Annotated in this window: 12 protein-coding genes and 1 pseudogene; 8 read left to right on the forward strand and 5 right to left on the reverse strand. The window is 66.2% G+C overall.

Annotation, left to right across the window (positions count from 1 at the left end; translation table 11 throughout):
* Nucleotides 1-173: 173 nt before the first annotated feature.
* The 3 genes from HW274_RS08840 (at nucleotide 174) to HW274_RS08850 (ending at nucleotide 1,800) form a co-directional block, all read left to right on the forward strand.
* Nucleotides 174-923 (forward strand): GntR family transcriptional regulator, encoded by a 750-nt coding sequence (locus HW274_RS08840; protein ID WP_075405440.1) that lies wholly within the window; start codon nucleotides 174-176, stop codon nucleotides 921-923.
* A gap of 188 nt (nucleotides 924-1,111) precedes the next feature.
* Nucleotides 1,112-1,342: a glucose PTS transporter subunit EIIB gene (locus tag HW274_RS08845; protein WP_009397277.1), complete on the forward strand. Its 231-nt coding sequence runs from the start codon at nucleotides 1,112-1,114 to the stop codon at nucleotides 1,340-1,342.
* Nucleotides 1,339-1,800, forward strand: coding sequence for a PTS glucose transporter subunit IIA (locus HW274_RS08850; RefSeq protein WP_185988619.1), 462 nt, complete (start codon nucleotides 1,339-1,341; stop codon nucleotides 1,798-1,800). Before HW274_RS08845 ends, HW274_RS08850 begins: the two co-directional genes overlap by 4 nt.
* A 151-nt stretch (nucleotides 1,801-1,951) precedes the next feature.
* Here the strand turns inward: HW274_RS08850 and malQ are convergent, their stop codons facing one another.
* Both malQ and HW274_RS08860 read right to left on the reverse strand, forming a co-directional pair.
* Nucleotides 1,952-4,165 carry a 4-alpha-glucanotransferase gene (gene malQ / locus HW274_RS08855; protein ID WP_185988620.1) on the reverse strand — a complete coding sequence of 738 codons (2,214 nt, stop codon included), beginning with the start codon at nucleotides 4,163-4,165 and terminating at the stop codon, nucleotides 1,952-1,954.
* Between the two features lie 434 nt (nucleotides 4,166-4,599).
* On the reverse strand, nucleotides 4,600-4,827 hold the full coding sequence (locus tag HW274_RS08860; protein WP_075255030.1) for a glucose PTS transporter subunit EIIB: 228 nt from the start codon (nucleotides 4,825-4,827) through the stop codon (nucleotides 4,600-4,602).
* Nucleotides 4,828-5,195: 368 nt separating this feature from the next.
* On the opposite strand from HW274_RS08860, the gene ptsP reads away from it, so the two are divergent.
* The 4 genes from ptsP to HW274_RS08880 all read left to right on the forward strand — a co-directional run bounded on the left by ptsP (nucleotide 5,196) and on the right by HW274_RS08880 (nucleotide 9,003).
* Nucleotides 5,196-6,893 carry a phosphoenolpyruvate--protein phosphotransferase gene (ptsP, locus tag HW274_RS08865; RefSeq protein WP_075255031.1) on the forward strand — a complete coding sequence of 566 codons (1,698 nt, stop codon included), beginning with the start codon at nucleotides 5,196-5,198 and terminating at the stop codon, nucleotides 6,891-6,893.
* Entirely contained in the window at nucleotides 6,890-7,870 is a 981-nt protein-coding gene (locus HW274_RS08870) for an acyl-CoA thioesterase II (RefSeq protein WP_075255032.1), read from the forward strand. The genes ptsP and HW274_RS08870 overlap by 4 nt, the downstream gene beginning before the upstream one ends.
* A 38-nt stretch (nucleotides 7,871-7,908) precedes the next feature.
* The gene (locus HW274_RS08875) at nucleotides 7,909-8,262 is read left to right on the forward strand and encodes a hypothetical protein (RefSeq protein ID WP_256692544.1); all 354 of its coding nucleotides are present in this window, start codon (nucleotides 7,909-7,911) and stop codon (nucleotides 8,260-8,262) included.
* A 213-nt stretch (nucleotides 8,263-8,475) separates the two neighbouring features.
* Nucleotides 8,476-9,003: an alpha/beta hydrolase gene (locus HW274_RS08880; protein ID WP_256692545.1), complete on the forward strand. Its 528-nt coding sequence runs from the start codon at nucleotides 8,476-8,478 to the stop codon at nucleotides 9,001-9,003.
* Nucleotides 9,004-9,349: 346 nt separating this feature from the next.
* Here HW274_RS08880 and HW274_RS12915 read toward each other — a convergent pair.
* Both HW274_RS12915 and ettA read right to left on the reverse strand, forming a co-directional pair.
* Nucleotides 9,350-10,054, reverse strand: a pseudogene (locus tag HW274_RS12915) (M23 family metallopeptidase).
* A gap of 156 nt (nucleotides 10,055-10,210) precedes the next feature.
* Nucleotides 10,211-11,893, reverse strand: coding sequence for an energy-dependent translational throttle protein EttA (gene ettA, locus HW274_RS08890; protein WP_003786651.1), 1,683 nt, complete (start codon nucleotides 11,891-11,893; stop codon nucleotides 10,211-10,213).
* Nucleotides 11,894-12,210: 317 nt separating this feature from the next.
* On the opposite strand from ettA, the gene HW274_RS12920 reads away from it, so the two are divergent.
* On the forward strand, nucleotides 12,211-14,283 hold the full coding sequence (locus HW274_RS12920) for a methylated-DNA--[protein]-cysteine S-methyltransferase (RefSeq protein ID WP_343283693.1): 2,073 nt from the start codon (nucleotides 12,211-12,213) through the stop codon (nucleotides 14,281-14,283).
* Here HW274_RS12920 and HW274_RS08900 read toward each other — a convergent pair.
* Complete coding sequence (locus tag HW274_RS08900) at nucleotides 14,222-15,172, reverse strand: type II CAAX endopeptidase family protein (protein WP_081376296.1); 951 nt, start codon at nucleotides 15,170-15,172, stop codon at nucleotides 14,222-14,224. The two genes, HW274_RS12920 and HW274_RS08900, sit on opposite strands and share 62 nt — an antisense overlap.
* Nucleotides 15,173-15,283: the final 111 nt, after the last annotated feature.

Genomic DNA, 15,283 nt, shown 5'->3' on the forward strand with positions numbered 1-15,283 from the left:
GAACACGTCTGGACCAGTGCCACCAGAAAAACCGATAGAACCTTCAATGTCAAGCGCGGGGCACACTCGTCGGCCATAATGATATGAAAGTCAATGCGACACAGCGGAAGCAGTGGTCGTAGCCATCCCCCTCGCCCTGGCTGCGTCCACCCACTGTCAACCAGGGGAGTCCCATGCCCAAGAACGCAGGCAGGAAGCCGGCAAAGTACGTCATCGTGCGCAATTACCTGCTGGACCTGGTCAGGAACGGGCTCGCCAACGGCAGCCCGGTGCCCTCCGAGCGCGAGCTGTGCGAGCAGTTCGAGGTCTCCCGCATGACCGTGCGCCAGGCCATCGACACCCTCGTCGTCGACGGCATCCTGGAGCGCCACCAGGGCAAGGGGACCTTCGTGGCGCCCCCGAAGCTCGACCTGCAGGTTCGACTGACCTCCTTCACCCAGGAGATGCAGCGCCGTGGGATGGAGCCCGGCGTTGTCATGTTGCAGGCCGAGACCGTCGCCTCCGATGAGACCGTGGCGGAGGCGCTCGAGCTCGAGGCCGGGGCCGAGGTCCACCACCTGCGTCGCCTGCTGACCGCCAACGCCATCCCCATGGCGATCGAGGAGAACTGGATTCCCGCTGCGCTTCTACCCAACCTGCTGCGCACCAGCCCGAACTTCTCGGTCTACGCCGAGCTGACCAGCGCCGACCTGGCGCCGCAGTGGGGTGAGGACATGATCGAGGCCCACGCAGCCACGGCCCAGGAGGCAGCGCTGCTCTCCGTCCCAGAGGGCGCCCCGACCCTGGATATCACCCGGCGAACCTTCCACGAGCACTGCGCCATCGACTACTCGCGCACCTTGTTCCGCGCCGACCGCTACACCCTGTGGGTCCCGGTGGCCGCCCCCAAACCCGCCTTTCGCCCGGACCGCTCGTCGTCTTGAGGGGCTGACACAGGTCGGTACTGGACAACCTCCGGGCGGCCTGTACCATGGGGTACTGGTATGGACCATTAGTCCGGTACCGGCGAAGGTGCCGCACCTGACTGCACCTCCACCATGTCCTGACGCCTCATCTCGGCACCATTACCCACCGAGCCCGGCAAGCACCCGGGCAGACCCAGGAGGAACCCATGTCTCAGGCACAGAGCATCGTCGACGCCCTCGGAGGATTCGACAACATCGTGGAGATCGAACCCTGCATCACGCGGCTGCGCTGCGAGCTGGAGGACGGTTCCCTCGTGGATGAGCCGGCCCTGAAGGCCGCCGGAGCGCACGGTGTCGTCAAGCTCGGCGACATCGTGCAGGTCGTGGTCGGCCCCAACGCGGACACCATCGCGGAGGACATCGAGGACCTGCGGTGAGCCTGACCGTCCAGTCGCCGGTATCCGGCGTCATCGTCGCTCTCAGCGACGTTCCCGACCCCGTCTTCTCCGGCAAGATCGTCGGCCCCGGTGTGGCCATCACCCCGGACACCGGTGCCGGGAGTGAGGTCAGCGCCCTGGCGCCGATCAGCGGAACCATCACGAAGATCCACCCCCACGCCTACGTCATCACCAACGACGACGGCCACAGCGTCCTGGTCCATCTGGGGCTGGACACCGTGAGTCTGGGGGGCAACGGCTTCACCCTCCTGGCCAGTGAGGGAGACACCATCGATGCAGGCAGCCCCGTCATCAGCTGGTCACCGGCTCAGATCGAGGCCGGCGGACTCAACCCGATCGTCCCCGTCATCGCCCTGGAGGGTGATGAGACTGATCTGGAGCCCGTGTCACCCGGCCGTATGACGGCAGCCGGTGACACGCTCATGACCTGGGCGTAGACCCGAACGCGGGCCCGGTCTCATCTCTCATCAGGCCTCGACCGCTTGCGTGTGGCCCCGGCCGTCAGGGTGACGGCCGGGGCCACAGCGTCTCAGCACTTCGCCCACCTCAGGCCCGTCTGGGGTGCAGTGGCCGCGGACCGAGTGACAATCAGTCCTGAGAAGCCATCTCGTCGCGTACGACGCTCAGCAGGCTGCCCAGACGTGCGTTCTCGGGCAGGTCGTCGACCAGGACGACCTCTCCCGCGCCGTCGGCCAGAGGGATCCGCCAGTTGGGGTACTCCTGGTCGGTGCCGGGCTGGTTCTGAGCGCGCCGCTCCCCCACGCCGTCGACCAGGGCGACGCCGACCAGCACCGAGGGGGTGCGCACCACGTAGCGGTGCAGGGCCTCGACGACCTGACGCTCGGTGGGGGCATCCCCCAGCAGGCCGTGCTCGCGCAGCCGGGAGGTCATCCGGTCGCGCTCGATGCGCGCCTCGGTGCGCACCTGCTCGACCGGCTCGGTGAGCAGGCCGAGGCGCTCACGCAGATCGACGTGCTCGTCAGCCAGGTAGCCGGCAGTCGGAGGAAGATCGTGGGTGTTGACCGTGGACAGGGCGAGCCTGCGGTAGTCCTGGGGCTGGAGGGGCCAGCCGTCGTGCTGCTTCTCGAACCACAGGACACTGGTTCCCAGCACACCGCGGCTGGCCAGGTAGTCGCGCGCCCAGGGCTCCACAGTCCCCAGGTCCTCACCGATGACCACGGCGCCGGCCCGGTGAGCCTCCAGCAGGACGACGCCGAGCATGGCCTCGTGGTCATAGCGCACGTAGGCGCCGTGATCCGCACCCATGCCCTCGGGGATCCACCACAGGCGGAACAGGCCGATGATGTGGTCCACGCGCAGTGCGCCGGCGTGACGCAGGACCGTACGCACCATGTCACGCAGAGGGGCGTAGGCGCTGCGCGCCAGGTACTCGGGGTTCCACGGCGGCTGGGACCAGTTCTGCCCCTGCTGGTTGTACATGTCCGGCGGAGCCCCCACGGTGACTCCGGAGGCGAAGGCCTCCGGGTTGGACCACACGTCCGCCCCCTGGGAGTGCACTCCGACGGCGAGATCGTCCATGATGCCCAGGGCCATCCCCGAGGCCAGGGCCTCGGCCTGAGCACGGGCCAGCTGCTCGTCGACGATCCACTGCAGCCAGGCGAAGAAGTCGATGCGTTCGGCCAGCTGGTGCGCCTCGTTGGCGACGTAGGCGGAGTCCGCCTCCCGCAGCGTGGCGGGCCAGTTCTCCAGGGACCCGTGCTTCTCCACCAGCGCACTCCACAGGGCGAAGCGCTCCAGGCCCTCGCCCTGCTCGGCCCGGAAGCGCTCGAAGTCTCGCTGTCGGGAGTAGGAGCGACCGGCGGCGAAGATGACCTCGAGGGCCTCGCGCTTGGCCTTCCACACCGCGTCGCGGTCGATCGGCTCGGCGCTGAGGTCACTGTCCTTGACCTCCTCGAAGGCCCACTGCACCAGTGAGCGCTTGGGGCCGGACAGACGGGCCACCTCGGGGATGTTCTCCGGACGGATGTAGAGGGGGTTGACGAAGCGACGTGTCACCGGCAGGTAGGGCGAGTGGGTCATCGGCGCCACCGGCTCGGCCGCGTGCAGCGGGTTGATGAGCAGGAAGTCGGCCCCTTGGTCCCCCAGGAAGGCGGCGAGCTCGGTGAGATCGTCGGTGTCACCGGTCCCCCACGACCCGCGCGAGCGGGTCGAGTACAGCTGGGCCATGACCCCCCAGCCCCGGTCTCCGAGAGACTCGGGCAGGTCGAGGTGGTTGGGGGTGACCGCCAGCGCCGAGGTCACGGTGATGGTATCCGCCTCGTCGTCGGCGGGCGGCGCGGCATGAGCCCCCTGCGGAACCGTCTGGTCCGTGGAGCCGGGGCTGACCTCGGCGATGATCCGGTGCCATCCCAGAGGCAGATCGGCTCCGAGGATGAAGGAGGCACGGCCGCGCTTGACGCCGTCCACCTCACGGGGCACGGTCCAGTCCTCAGTCTGAACCAGCTCACGGACATCTCCGTTCTCGAGCTCGACGCGCACCCGCACCCTGGCGCCGTCGGGCACGTAGACGGGGACGGTGGACTCCACACCGCCGCGTGTGACGACCGTGGGAGCGAGCGCCTGTCGCCAAGGGGCGTCCTCGACCTCTCGCAGAGCGCGCCCGATCTCCTCCTCGGAGTTAATGCTCACCCCTAGCGCGGCCAGCACGGCCCTGAGAGTGGCGCTTGAGGGTGAGGCAAGGTTGCCGTGATAGTCCCAGTACTCGGTGGAGACACCGTATGCCTCAGCCAGTTGCTTGAGGCTCTCGGAAGCAGGTAACAGGTCGTCGTTGAACTCGTTCATGTGCGTGTGTCAGCCTTGCGTGAGCAGATGTGCGATGGAGCGCCATGGAGCGGACGTGGTGCGGGGTTGCACTCCGCCATCACCCCTGGGAATGAATGGGTCGGATCGGGACGCGGGCGCTAGCAGGACTAGCAGTGTCCAAGTGTGCCCTAGCGGCTGAGGGTTGTGCACCCGCCGCACCGCGTCTTCTGACGTTTTGCTGCAACTGTTTCACCGTGAAGCCGCACGACGGCGCCACTGCCGTCGAGCCGCCCGGGACCATGTACCCAGGACCGCGCAGCCGGTCGGCGATCAGCGGGGCGGACGGCGAGATCGGGTCCCGTTTCCCGAGATGCGCCCCACCGCTGTGCGGGGAAAGGCAGGCCGCCCGGCTCCACGTTGCAGGTGCTGGAGCCGGGCGGGCGCGCAGACCCTCCGGGAACGGGGCGATCAGTTCAGAGAGCTGCGATCTCCGAGGCGAGGTTGTCCGCCGTGGGCCCAACGACGACCTGGACGACGCGGCCCGAACGCACCACGCCGAAGGCGCCGGCCGCTCGCAGTGCCTCCTCATCAACCTTCGCCTGATCGGCTACCTCGACGCGCAGACGCGTGATGCAGGGCTCGAGATCGGTGATGTTCTCCTGGCCGCCGAGACCGGCGACGATGTCTGATGCAGTGCTCATGGCTTCTCCTTCCCGGTTCCCGCCCTCGCGCAATCCCCGTCTGTCATGCGCGTGGTCGGGCAGCTGAGGTCCTTCGTGCTCGCGATCACTTTATCCCACCTCCGCCCCGTCTGCGGCGAAGAGTTCCGGTCGGCAGGAAGACGCGTGCGCACGCGGGCCGCGGGGCCTGCCGAACAGCAGACGACCGCGCCGGAGAACCTTCGTCCTCGCATGACGGGGCTCACTCACGTAACCTTACGGGAACGCGATAGATGCCTTGACGCGGCCGCAGAGGAGATCGTTATTCCCCTGGCGGAAACATCTCTTTCCGGCCGCACTCGGGGCACAATGAGCAATGATCCCCATTCGTCTCCGATGAGGAGCACCACATGACAGCGTCCGACACCACCTCCACAACCCTGTCCGGCATCGGTGTGAGCCCTGGCCTTGTGGCCGGCCCCGTCGCCAGGATGGCACCTCCCATTCCTGAGCCCGAGATCGCGACCCTCGAACCCAGTCGCGACATCGAGAAGGAGTGCGAGCGCATCGCACTGGCGGCCCAGCAGGTCAAGAAGGGCCTGGAGCTGTCCGCGGCCGAGGCCAAGGCCGAGGCGCGCACTCTCCTCGAGACCACCGCGCAGATGGCTGCCGACCCCACCCTGACCTCGACGGCGCAGGCCATGGTGCGCGAGAAGCGCCTGGTTCCGGAGCGCGCCGTGTGGGAGTCGGCGGGAACTCTTGCCTCCATGCTGGAGTCCCTGGGCGGCTACATGGCCGAGCGTACCCGTGACGTCCAGGACGTGCGCGACCGCATCGTCGCCGTCCTGACCGAGTCCCCGATGCCCGGGATCCCCCGCCTGCCTGAGCCCTTCGTGCTCGTAGCGACCGACCTGGCCCCGGCCGACACCGCGCTGCTGGACCCCGAGAAGGTCATCGCCTTCATCACCTCCGAGGGCGGTCCCACCTCCCACACCGCGATCCTGGCACGCGCACTGGGCATGCCGGCGATCGTCGGCACTGGCGAGAAGGTCACCGACGCGCTGGCCGAGGGCGACATCGTCCTGGTCGACGGCACCAAGGGAAGCATCACCCTCAACCCCTCCGAGGACGCTCTGCGCCGGGCACGGGAGCTCGCCTCGCGCGTGCGTGTCTTCAACGGCGACGGAGCCACGAAGGACGGCCACGAGGTCCAGCTGCTGGCCAACGTCGGTGACGCGGCCGGAGCCCGTAGCGCCGCCGAGGCCGGAGCCATGGGCATCGGCCTGTTCCGCACCGAGTTCTGCTTCCTGGACCAGCCCGAGGAGCCCACGGTCGAGGCTCAGGTGGAGGCCTACCAGGGTGTCCTAGAGGCCTTCCCCGGCAAGAAGGTCGTGGTGCGTACCCTCGACGCCGGGGCTGACAAGCCGCTGCCCTTCCTGACCGACGCCACCGAGGCCAACCCGGCGCTCGGTGTGCGCGCCTACCGTACGACGCGCCGCGACCCCGAGGTGCTGGACCACCAGCTCGAGGCCCTGGCCAAGGCCGAGGCCGCCACCGAGGCGAAGGTCTGGGTCATGGCCCCGATGATCTCCACGGCCGAGGAGGCCGAGGCCTTTACGCAGAAGGCCCGCTCCTACGGTCTGAAGACGGCCGGGATGATGATCGAGGTGCCCTCTGCCGCGCTCATGGCCGACAAGCTCTTCGAGCACGCCGACTTCGCCTCGGTGGGCACCAACGACCTCACCCAGTACGTCATGGCGGCCGACCGTCTGCTGTCCTCGCTGGCGGATCTGTCCACGGCCTGGCAGCCGGCCGTTCTGCGGCTGATCGGCACCGCCTGCGAGGGGGCCTCCCCCAAGGGACGTCCGGTCGGCGTGTGCGGTGAGGCCGCTGCGGACCCGGCCCTGGCCGCCGTCCTCGTGGGTCTGGGGGTCGCCTCCCTGTCCATGACGGCGCGTGCGCTGCCCGACGTCGACGCCGTCCTGAAGTCCGTCTCGCTCACCGAGTGCCAGGAGCTGGCGAGGATCGCCTTGGACGCGGCGACGGCTGAGGACGCGCGCTCGGCGGTGCGCGCCAAGCTGCCGATCCTGGAGGAGCTCGGTCTGTGACAACTCCATACCCCGTCCCCGCCGCCACGGAGGAGCCCCTCGGGTCGGTGACCCGGATCCTCAGCCTGGCGGCGGGTGACGGGGAGGATGTCTTCTCCGGGGGCTCCCTGCCCCAGCTTTCGGGCCGGGTCTACGGAGGTCAAGTGGTGGCCCAGGGCATGCTTGCCGCGGCCGCCACGGTGGAGGACGACGGCGACGGTGAGCGCCTGCCGCACTCGGTTCACGCCTTCTTCATGCGGGGCGGTCAGCCCGATACACCAATCACTTTCGCCGTCGAGCGCCTGCACGACGGGCGGTCCTTCTCCCAACGGCGCACCGCCGCCTCCCAGGAGGGCACGCCGATCCTGACGATGCTCACCTCCTTCCAGGAGGAGCAGGAGGGCGCCGACCTCCACGTGGGAGCCCCCATAGTTCCGCGCCCTGAGGACTTGACGAGCGCACTGGAGATCTTCCGTACCATCGACCATCCGGTGGCGCGTTTCCTGGGGCGCACGGCGGCCTTTGACCTCAGGCACGTGGAGGGCAACCTCTACCTGCGCCCCGCCCAGGAGCGCAGCGGTCGCCAGCACCTGTGGATGCGCTCGCGCAGCCGCATCCCGGAGCAGACCTCACAGACCGTGCACCGGGCGCTGCTGGCCTACGTGTGCGACCAGGTGATGCTGGAGCCGGTGCTGCGAAGCCAGGGACTGTCCTGGCGCAGTGAGGGCATGAGCCTGGCGACCCTCGACCACGCCCAGTGGTTCCACCGCGACGTCGACATGGGCGACTGGCTGCTCTACGTGCAGGACTCCCCCTCCTCACAGGGCGGCCGCGGCATGGCGCGCGCACAGGTCTTCGACTCATCCGGCCGGCTGGTGTCGACCATCGCCCAGGAGGGCATGGTGCGCATGCCCACCGGTTCCCAGTCCGACGGCGGCTCGGGACGTTGGCGGATCCGCATGGGAGAGGGCGACGACGGCAGCGCCATCCCCGGCTGAGGCCCACCGCATCCTTCTCTCCTCTCAGGTGATTCACGGTGTCGATTGCCGTACTTCAGGTTCTCAACGCTATCGCCGCAACAATCAGTACAGTGTCATCACTGCTGGCTGTCGTACGACCTCAGATCATGAGCAAGTCGCAAGAGGTCAGCGCCAGCGAGAGGTTCTTTGCTCAGATGTATGCGGCTCGAGCGGTTCCCCTCGGTGTGGTGACGGCAGTCGCACCTTTTGTCACAGCTTCGGACATCACTACCGTGAGGATGGTTCTCGTGGCTGCGATGGCGGTCCAGGCCGTCGATGCCAGCATCGGTATCCGACGCAGAGAGGTGGCCATGATCGTCGGTCCGTCAATCGCGGCGATCGTTCACGGCACTATGGCGTGGTATGCCTAAGAAGAAGGTTTCTCCATAGGAGTCACTACTGCCTTTGCTGTTCACAGGATTCTGGTTCTGAAGGAGAGATGATCCATGGACTGTGAGCCGGAGGAACTCATCCTCGACGGAATTCCCGCCTTGAGGTGAGGAGAGCCCGGTGGACGGGCCATTATCGGTGTACACGGCCAGTTCTCGAACAAGCGCGACCCCGTCATGGCACAGTGCGGCGACGTGATTGCCTCACAGGGCGACCAGCTGATCACCTTCGATCTGCCCACCCACGGTAATCGTCAGGATGACAAGGCCTTCAACCCCATAGAGGCGAGTCCTGAGGTCCGGATGTTCGCGCAGCTGGCCCACAGCCAGTCGACCGAGATCGGTCTGCGTGCGCACAGTATTCGGGCCTACTTCTCCTTGTGTGACACGCCTGCCGGGACCTTCGAGCGCGTTTGGCTGGTGTCGCCACTTCTTGACCTCGAGTACTACATCCCGGACATGATGGCCGAGTACTCGGTGACCGATGAGCAGCTGGAGGCAGAACCCGAGATCAACACGCCTCGCGGGGTGCTCGAGTGGCCCTACTTACGTTTTGTCGAGAAGCATTCGGCGCGGTTGGACATTCCCATTTGGATTATTCGCGGCGACCAGGATGAAATGGTCCCGCTGGGCATCCTCAGCCGGTTCGTCGGCGCACCCGGGGTCGAGCTCGTCCAGATCGAGGGTGGCCAGCACTTCCTTGGCCGGCCCCCCGTATCTTGACACCTTGGTGGCATGGTTCGAGGAACGCTATCCGGCATAACAAGGACCGTTTAGCACCTGGCATTCTCGGGAGGGTCTGCGATCATGAGCAGACATGCCGACCTCACGGTCAGATGGTATGGGTCGGAAACTGCGTTGTCCGTCCAGGACGTACATCTCCCCCACACGACTACGGCCGGGTCCCAGAGGTTTGCAGGAAAGCGCAGTCCTCGCCGGAGAAGTACGCCCCCGACCAGGAGCAGCGCACTGTGCCGTAGAGCCATCCCCCGCTTCTCGCCACGATCAGCACGCAGCGCCCCACGACCGATCATCACGCCGGATCCGAGGCTCGTTGTGTGGCGTCGCCTCAAGACTGAGCGATGATCGAACCCTGCTCGGGGCACGACTGTCGCCGAAGTGCCCAGGGGGCACCCTGCTGCGGGCTGCGTTGCCGGAACTCCTCAAAACGGAGCGGAATCCCCTTCGCGGCACGGAGATCTGGGCTGTCCATCGCTTGGATGTGAAGGTGGGGCTGCGTGGAGTTCCCGGAGTTGCCGCATCGACCGATCTGATCGCCTGCGCTCACCCGGTCGCCGGGCGACACCTGGACGGAACCTCGCTGAAGGTGTACGAGCCCCACGCAATGAGGCCCCTCGGCAACCTGGATGATGATGTGGTTTCCGGGGATGGCGGGAAGTCCCTACCGAATTCGTTGGGGCTGACTCAGTCCGTACGAGATGCGAGTCAGGACGGAACGGCGCGCCACGTGGTCGGGCTCGCCGTCGTGAACGGAGACCACGGTTCCCGCAACGGGCGAGTACAGGGGACGGCCGAAGGCGTGGAAGAGCTCTGGCGGTTCGGGGGCGAAGAGCGCACGCATGCTGCGTGCTGGAGCCGTGAGACCATCGTCGTCGACGGCGACGAAGTCAAACGCGTACGTGGTGGCGAACAGGTGAGTCCCATGGCTGGGAACACGGCGTGTGGGACTGCGCTCGGTCAGCCACTGCCCGTCGAACGGGAGCCTCCCGATAACGCCGCCTTCGGGGATGAGTCCTGGGGTATTTCTACGCATCATGACACCTCCCGCAGCACCTTAAGTGCAAGCGGCACCAACCGACAAGACGCATGAAGTCGCCTTCTGAAGCAGTACGAGAAGCGCCATTCCCCAGCAGTCTGGCTGAGGGAATGGCGCTTCTCCTTCTTATGCGGTCAACCGGGCGGGCGCCGCTCAGTCTCGAGTCAGCTTCCGGTAGGTGACCCGGTGGGGGCGGGCCGCCTCGGGGCCGAGGCGCTCGACCTTGTTCTCCTCGTAGGAGGCGAAGTTCCCCTCGAACCAGTACCAGCTGGCCGGGTTCTCGTCGGTTCCCTCCCAGGCCAGGATGTGGGTGGCCACGCGATCGAGGAACCAGCGGTCGTGGGTGATGACCACGGCGCAACCGGGGAACTCTAGCAGGGCGTTCTCCAGGGAGCCCAGGGTCTCGACGTCGAGGTCGTTGGTGGGCTCGTCCAGGAGGATGAGGTTGCCGCCCTGCTTGAGGGTCAGGGCCAGGTTGAGGCGGTTGCGCTCACCGCCGGAGAGGACACCGGCCGGCTTCTGCTGGTCGGCACCCTTGAAGCCGAAGGAGGCGACGTAGGCGCGCGAGGGCATCTCCACGTTGCCGACCTGGATGTAGTCCAGCCCGTCGGAGACGACCTCCCAGAGGGTCTTCTTGGGGTCGATGCCCGCTCGGGACTGGTCGACATAGGAGAGCTTGACGGTCTGGCCGATCTTGAGGTCTCCGCCGTCGAGCGGCTCCAGGCCCACGATGGTCTTGAACAGGGTGGACTTTCCGACGCCGTTGGGGCCGACGACCCCGACGATGCCGTTGCGCGGCAGGGTGAAGGAGAGCCCGTCGATGAGGGTGCGTCCGTCGAAGCCCTTCTTGAGGTTGGTGGCCTCCAGGACCTGGTTGCCCAGGCGGGGACCCGGCGGGATCTGGATCTCCTCGAAGTCGAGCTTGCGGGTGCGCTCGGCCTCGGCGGCCATCTCCTCGTAGCGGGCCAGACGGGCCTTGGACTTGGCCTGGCGTCCCTTGGCCGAGGAGCGCACCCACTCGAGCTCCTCCTTGAGGCGCTTGGCGAGCTTGGCGTCCTTCTTGCCCTGGACCTCGAGGCGCTTCTCCTTGGTCTCCAGGTAAGTGGAGTAGTTGCCCTCGTAGGGGTAGAGGTGGCCGCGGTCGACCTCGGCGATCCACTCGGCGACGTGGTCGAGGAAGTAGCGGTCGTGGGTGACGGCGATGACGGCACCCTGGTAGCTGGCCAGGTGCTGCTCGAGCCAGAGGACGGACTCGGCGTCGAGGTGGTTGGTGGGCTCGTCCAGGAGGAGGAGGTCGGGGGCCTCGAGGAGCAGCTTGCACAGGGCGACGCGGCGGCGCTCACCACCGGAGAGGTGCTTGACCTCGGCGTCCGGCGGGGGGCAGCGCAGGGCGTCCATGGCCTGCTCGAGCTGGGAGTCGAGGTCCCAGGCGTTGGCGGCATCCAGCGCGTCCTGCAGGGTGCCCATCTCTGCCATGAGGGCGTCGAAGTCGGCGTCCGGGTCCGCCATGGCGGCGCTGATCTCGTTGTAGCGGTCCAGCTTGGACTTGATCTCGGCAACACCCTCCTCGACGTTGCCGAGCACCGTCTTGTCCTCGTTGAGCGGAGGCTCCTGCAGGAGGATGCCGACGCTGTAGCCGGGGGTCAGGCGGGCCTCGCCGTTGGAGGGCTGGTCGATGCCGGCCATGATCTTGAGGATGGAGGACTTGCCGGCACCGTTGGGGCCGACCATGCCGATCTTGGCTCCGGGGAGGAAGGCCATGGTGACGTCGTCGAGGATGACCTTGTCACCGTGGGCCTTACGCGCCTTGATCATCTGGTAGATGTACTCAGCCACTGCTCGTCTGCGCCTTTCGTCAGGGTGTGAGCGGAGGTTCTGCGCGACGACGGCGACCGACCGGTCCCGCCCTGCGCACCGTGGCCAAGCCTAAGGGAGCCCCGGAGCAATGGCGACGACGGCGAAGGTGAGACGGTGCACGCGGATCCGCAGCGAGCCGCTGAGGACCGACATGTTCTCGGACTACTCGCCGGCGAACCGGGAGGCGACGGCGCCGCCTCAACCCGAAGCGCGTCAATGGCTGGACATCAATGTCCGAAAACGGCCGGACTCCTCACGGCTCCGATGCCATGCTTGGAGCACTTCTGAGGAGGAACATGCCGGATTTGGACAGTGAATCGCTGTATAGGGCCCTGTTGGCCAAAGACACCCGATTCGACGGGCGATTCTTCGTTGGGGTCGCAACGACCGGTATCTACTGCCGTCCGGTGTGCCGGGCACGGAAACCCCTTGCGGTCAACTGTTCCTTCTACGCCACGGCGGCCGAGGCCGAACAGGCTGGTTTCCGCCCCTGCCTGCTGTGCCGGCCCGAGCTGGCACCCGGTTACGCCCCCGTGGACTCCTCAGCATCACTGGCTCGCGCCGCGGCGCGCTACATCGAGAGGAACTGCGGTGTTCAGGGGAGCCTGACGGACATCGCCCGTCATCTGGGCTGCTCCAACCGCCACCTGCGCCGTGTCTTCGAAAACGCCTATCACGTGCGTCCCGTGGAGTACCGCCAGACCTGCAGACTTCTGCTGGCCAAGAGTCTTCTGACCGACACGGACCTATCTGTGGTGGACGTGGCCTATTCCGCGGGGTTCGGCAGCCTGCGCCGCTTCAATGAGGTGTTCCGACGTCGCTACCGGCTGACGCCCACCGCTTTGCGCAGCCAAGCACGGCTCAACAGGGCCGACGGTGACACCGTCCAGCTCAGTCTCGGGTACCGTCCCCCATATCGTTGGGACCTCATGCTGAAGTTCCTGGCACGCAGAGCCATCCCCGGCGTCGAGAAGGTCGAGGATGATTGTTACGCCAGGACGATCCGCCTGCGCTCCTCAGGACGTGATCTCACCGGCTGTGCGACCGTGGGCAATGACGCTAAGCACAATCGGCTGACCGTGACCGTCTCCGCCTCCCTGCTGCCCGCGCTACCGGTGGTGCTGGATGGGATCAAGAATCTATTCGATCTCCATTGCGAGCCAGATACCGTGGCTCGCGCACTCACAAGCATGGACGAGTCCGCACTAGGACCATTCATCCCGGGCACACGCGTACCAGGCTGCTTCGACGCCTTCGAAACCGCCGTACTCGCGGTCCTGGGCCAGCAGGTCACGGTCCAGGCGGCCAGGACACTGGCCGGTCGGCTCGTCCAGGCCCTCGGTTCACCCGTGGATACCGGAATCGACGGACTGACCGCGACCTTCCCCATGGTTCAGGAGCTCCTCGACCTCGACGGTGCGATCGAGCAGCATCTAGGACCGCTCGGCATCATCACTGCGCGGGCACGGGCGATTCACGGCCTGGCCGCGATGATGGGGGCTGGTGCCATCGACGCCTCCTGCTGCCCCGACCCCGAAGCCGCAGTTGCTCGATTCATGGAAATCCCGGGTATTGGAGCCTGGACCGCTGGCTACATCGCCATGCGCTGTCTGGCCTGGCCCGACGCGTTCCTCGCCACCGACCTGGAGGTCAGGAAGGCGCTGGGATCCCCGCCCCCAGGGAAGATCCTCACCCGGGCCGAACGTTGGAAACCGTGGCGGGCCTACGCCGTCATGCACCTGTGGAACCAGGCAGAAGCAGAATCAGCGTCCGAACACGCCACCAAGAGCAAGAAGCGGAACGAGAAGAAGGCAGCGATGCACTACCTCAGCCATTACGAGTCCCCCTTGGGAGCCATGACCATGGCCAGCGACGGCGAGCACCTCACAGGCCTGTGGTTCGACGGTCAGAAGTACGACCGCTCGACGATCGACGGCAACGCAGAGCTCAAGCCGCATCTGCCTGTCTTCACACAGGCGGCCCAGTGGCTCGATAGCTACTTCGGGGGCACTGACCCGGGTTTCACCCCGCCGATCAGCGTTGAGGGCTCCGACTTCAAGAAGACGGTCTCCTCCATCATGCTCTCCATCCCCTTCGGCGCCACCAGCACCTATGCCCGTATCGCTGCCGAGGTTGCGCGTCGCATGGGCCGCAAGCAGATGTCTGCCCAGGCCGTAGGTGGCGCGGTCGGGCGCAATCCGATCGTTCTCATTGTGCCTTGCCACCGCGTGCTCGCCTCCGACGGAAGCCTGCGCGGTTACGCGGGAGGGGTTGACCGCAAGGAATGGCTCCTGGAGAGGGAAGGCGTCACCATGTCCGGCCCATCAACGCCGCCAGACGCTGACGACGGCGGTGAAAGGCGAGAATGAAAAGGCCGACCGCGGCCCATATCACACCTTGGAGAATCCAGGTGATCGACCCGACGGGGAGGTGAAGCCGATCCGTCAGCGCATCGTTCGCCACAAGAAACCCTCCGTGCACGCCGATAGCCGCCCAGGTTGATCCCGAGATCATTCGAACGATCAATGCCGTCACCGCGAATCCACACGGCCCAGCGAGATACGTGAGGTGCTCGAGAAGATTGTGCTGACCTCCTTGGGAGAAAAGATGAACAGCGGTGAATCCAAGGACGCTGGATACCGCTGCACAACGTGTCTCACCCAGCGAGGAGAAGAGCCAGCCTCGCCACACCATCTCCTCAGGGACGGCCTGAAGCAGAAAGGCCTGAGAGAGGGTCGCCACGACCATAGCCCACCAAGGTAAATCCGGCGCTGCCCCACCCTCACTGGCGAGACCAAGAGCATGGATGAGGCCGGCAACCGTAAGTTCCACAGCAACGGCAATGAGGATCATCCCCGCCATCCAACGCATGGCTCGACAATCGACTTGCAGGCGCAGATGGACGCTCCGGCCGCGGTCAAGACTACGACGCAGCACATAGCAGAAGATGAGCGCTAGAATCGTTGCCACCCCGTAGACCACCACAATGAAGGCACCTATGGCCAGATCACCGGTATTACCTTGGGGGTGCGGGTGCGCAGCAGCAAAGGAGCGAAGTGGCGGAATGAGTGCCACGACGCCCGGCATGAGCGCGCAGGCGAAGGTCATCACAAACGCAACCACGATGCGCACAACCTTGCCGCCCGCGGTGAGGTGATGATCTTGATCCGATTGATCCCCACTGAGATCCGGGGACTCGAGAGACGAGAGTGTTGATGAGACTTCCACCGACCGAGGTTTTCCATGTGATGTACTCATGAAATTCACGGTACGCCCACCATTTTGCGCTCTCAATCGCACCCCGGAGGAATCAGGGGCACGTGGAAAAGAAATCAGGGCCCCCTCCGGGGGATCCCTGACTCCGATGAT

The sequence above is a fragment of the Actinomyces sp. oral taxon 169 genome, from assembly GCF_013394715.1.
Classification (GTDB): Bacteria; Actinomycetota; Actinomycetes; order Actinomycetales; family Actinomycetaceae; genus Actinomyces.